Origin of the sequence: Leptolyngbya sp. FACHB-671, assembly GCF_014695745.1 — a bacterium.
In the GTDB taxonomy this organism is placed as follows: Bacteria; Cyanobacteriota; Cyanobacteriia; order Elainellales; family Elainellaceae; genus JAAUTN01.
Genome location: NZ_JACJOV010000151.1, coordinates 1 through 3,578, shown reverse-complemented (window position 1 = coordinate 3,578; position 3,578 = coordinate 1). Strand labels below are relative to the sequence as shown.

Sequence of the window (3,578 nt, the reverse complement as noted above, 5' to 3'; positions counted from 1 at the left end):
TCCTCGATATGGGTACCCAATTGTATGATAATCCTTCCCTTGCCTTAGATCTGCAACTGTCCGTAAAAATTATGTTCAAAGGCATGATTGACGGGTTGTTTGCCAGAAAAAAACTTGCCGACTTCTTTAACACGACAACAACTGACTGGTCAGGAGCCAGAAAGATTGTCAATGGTACGAATGAAGCTGAGGCGATCGCCGATTACGCCAAGCAGTTTAAGAACTGTCTTGCTTAACCTTTGAGAAATTGACTTGTGCGAAGACACATCGACGCTGTTGAAAAGGAATTCTCTTTTGCGGAGATCTACTTGTGAGATAGCCAGATAGGCTCTTACAGCAGCGTCGATGTAAATGCTGATACAAAGTTCGCTCATTTGTCCAGGACACCTTACCTTCAAACTTAGGTGATGATCTATGACTGCCCCCAATCTATTCATTCTCGTCAAACGGCTCCGTCACTCCTTAATTCAGCCCGATTTGGTTAAAGTAAGAGAAGTTCATCCCCATGACCTTGCCTCATTGCGCCGCAGCTTAGCACGGCTTTACAAGCAAAATCGCCATCTCAAAACTCAACTTAGCGACCTGGGCATCAAGCGAATTGCAGAGGGTAATAACCAATTTGACGCGGATTCATATCGCAAAGCACTAGAGCTAAACGTCAAGCAGGAAGTGTTTGAAAAGATCCGCAATCTTTTCGCGGTAATCGCTTTAATAGGTGGCTTTGGGCTTTTTGTTCAGTTTCGAGGCATTGTGGAAAACTCTGTTGCAAATGAACTGAAGGAAAATCCACAAATTGTTGAGATTAGAGAAGAATTGACCGAACAGTTGGAGCGATCGCAACGTGACATGCTCTTAACTCTCATGCAGGCGGCAGTAGGAACAGCAGATCATGGAATTTTAGATCCTTTGGCTGTAGAGCGTATTAAAAACAACAAGGAGGAGATTGACGGTTATATTCAGCAGATGCAGAACCTGATCCAGGAGTCGGAAGGTCAGGCACGTGAGCTTGCTATTCGCTATGCGGCTCAAACACAAGATTCTGATTTACAAGAGATTCTTCTCACTGAACTGCGTGAATCAACTGACTTAGAAGTTCGCTTGAGTGTGCTTGAAGCCTTGATGCAGTATCCAGAGGAAGACTTAATAGAACCGCTGGAAATTGTTGAACAAGAAGGTGAAAAAAGTCAAGGTGAGTTTTGGCAAGGCGCAATTCATTATCTCTCTAAGTTGAGAATCAAAAGTAATGCTCCCATTCTCAGGGATGTAATGAACCACGCTCTGCAAAGCGAAAATCCACAAATTGTGCGATCAGCGCTTGTATTCTTCACGCTCAACCCTCAGATTTGGAATGGTGATATTGTTGAGCAAATTCCTTCTCAGATACTTTCTGACAAGCAATTCTCACAGTTACAGGCATTAATTCAAATTAGTGAATTACCTGATCTTCCTCCTGAGAGGCAAACTGAGTCCAAGCGAATTCTGGCATCTCTGGCTAATAGTGAAGCATCCAGTAATGAGGAAAATTCAGAGGACGCAGCCAGGTGGCAGGAGCAACTGCAAGAGATGCAACGATATTTCGCTCAGAAATCTCTCTCTGTCGGTAATACCAAACTATTAGTTGAACTTCGCGAAATAGGACAACAGTATTATTCATACAGTGACTGGCGGGAGGAAATTTTAGAGTTTTTCCCCGACTTTGAGCAGAGAAATGCAGTCCTCATTGAGTCTGCACATACTGAAGAAGACCAGCACAAGCTGCAAGACAGGCTAATTAGTACAATCGATACAACTGAGCCTGATGAGGCAGAAGTCTTTGTTTGGAGTCCACCAGATGAGGTTTATAAGCCGTTGAGCCTCAAGGAGCCGCGACAGTTTCAGGAAGCACTCCGTTCTATGCTCAGACAGGGAAGTATGGATTTATTCTCCAGCAACTATCTTCCAAATTCTAATGATGAATCCACTGCGCTTCATAAAAGCCCAGATCTTTGGTCAGAGGTGCAAGGCTTCTTTCCAGACGCTACAGCTGAACAAAAACAGAATCAAGAAGCTCTTCAGAACTGGCTTACTGATAACTCCGGTCTTTTGTGGTGGGATTTAAGTACTGGTAAGTACAGGCTATCTACAGCGGAAAACTCAGTTGCTCAGCTAAATCAGGGTAATCTGCAACCATTTTTAAGCTGGATGAGTTCAACTTATTATGAAGAGCAGGTCTGGCGCGACCAAGTATTGCCTCTCTTCCCAGATGCACCAGAAACGCTTTTTAGCGCTGCTCCACCAACAGGCGATTATGGAGAGCAGGATAATCTGTGGAGGTGGGTTGAAGAAAAGCAAGTTTCGCTTCAGTGGCAGCCCGATCGCAAGCAATATGAATTGAGCGATCGCTAGGACAGATACTTGAATTAGTACTGCTTATCCTGCTTATACCCATTTTTCAAAACTAAGTCAGTGATCAGGGTGGGGCGTTTTGCGAAACGTCCCACGTTTGACATTGATGTCGCTCAGATTTAGAGAATTAGTTACAAAGGGCTATTTTAGCGATCGCCAGTTACTCCCTAAACACACTAGGCAGACCGTAATTTCATAGCTCACCCTGACTGCTCATGGTAATAAGCATCAGCTTGTGCCACTGTATATTTTGTGAAGCAGTGTCAGGGAATCAATGGTTATGAATTTTCAACCGTTGTTCATGTCCATGTCTATCAGCTTCTTGCTGCTAGCTGGATCTGTATTGGCGTTAGCGCAATCTGCTCCCGAAGAGCAGGGTCCGATTCCAATCCATAATGCCGATGAATCACAGGCTCCCATTCCTCAAGTTCTGTTTAGACCTTCCCGTACGGGACGACCACCGGATACGCGAGGAGCGGGTTCTCGGAACGATCGCCTTTGTCCTCAAGATAGAGCAGCCAATTCTGGCGTGACTGCTGATGCACCAGCGCTCACTGCCCTTGTGCCAAATGATGAGGAGGGATTAACCTGGGCTGAGCGTCCTACCGTTTGGGTTTATCTGCCGGAAACGTCAGCGCGTCAGATGGTGTTGAGCATCAGCGACGAGGATTCTCAACCGCACTCGCAGCGTTTTCTGCCGATTACAGGCTCGGGGATCGTAGGAATTTCGCTGGACGAAAGTGCGCCTCCGCTGGAGGTGGGTCGATCTTATCAGTGGGCAGTGGTGTTGGTGTGTGGCGATCGCCCCAGTCCCAATGATCCCTTCGTGACTGCCTGGGTGCGACGAGTTGCTGGCTCTGGTGAGCCGCCAGAGGATGCGTTAGAACAGGCTGTCTGGTATGGGGAACGAGGGATCTGGTATGACGCTCTGGCTGCTCTTGTGGAAGTGCGGCGATCGCAACCCACAGATCAAGCTATCACGGATATTTGGAGCAGCTTTTTGACGCAACCTAGTGTTCGATTGGGAGCAGTCGCCAACGAACCTTTGCAATAGAAATTTACTACTGCCAATTGCCAATCAGAATGAATGGTGCCCAGTAGTAGGGATGCTGATAATCGGACGATCGCAGCAGTGATAGTTGTGCCTGCCGCAATGCTTCTGCACGAGTGGTGTTGGGTTGGTTGAGAGCAGC

4 protein-coding genes are annotated in these 3,578 nt (G+C 46.6%); 3 read left to right on the top strand and 1 reads right to left on the bottom strand.

The annotated features are described in order from the left end of the window. The 3 genes from H6F93_RS24650 to H6F93_RS24640 form a co-directional block, all read left to right on the top strand. Positions 1 to 236 (top strand): hypothetical protein (locus tag H6F93_RS24650; protein ID WP_524538010.1); only part of this gene is annotated, 236 nt, incomplete at its 5' end. A gap of 178 nt (positions 237 to 414) precedes the next feature. Beyond that, positions 415 to 2,385 (top strand): HEAT repeat domain-containing protein, encoded by a 1,971-nt coding sequence (locus H6F93_RS24645; protein WP_190686698.1) that lies wholly within the window; start codon positions 415 to 417, stop codon positions 2,383 to 2,385. Positions 2,386 to 2,665: 280 nt separating this feature from the next. Further along, entirely contained in the window at positions 2,666 to 3,439 is a 774-nt protein-coding gene (locus H6F93_RS24640) for a DUF928 domain-containing protein (RefSeq protein WP_199314005.1), read from the top strand. A gap of 7 nt (positions 3,440 to 3,446) precedes the next feature. Here H6F93_RS24640 and H6F93_RS35435 read toward each other — a convergent pair. Beyond that, positions 3,447 to 3,578, bottom strand: a 132-nt coding sequence (locus H6F93_RS35435) for a CHAT domain-containing protein (protein WP_190686692.1), incomplete at its 5' end; no start/stop codon positions are given.

Excerpts from the sequence above, each read along its gene's own strand:
- H6F93_RS24640 (WP_199314005.1), top strand. The coding sequence starts at position 2,666 with ATGAATTTTCAACCGTTGTTCATGTCCATGTCTATCAGCTTCTTGCTG.
- H6F93_RS24645 (WP_190686698.1), top strand. The coding sequence starts at position 415 with ATGACTGCCCCCAATCTATTCATTCTCGTCAAACGGCTCCGTCACTCC.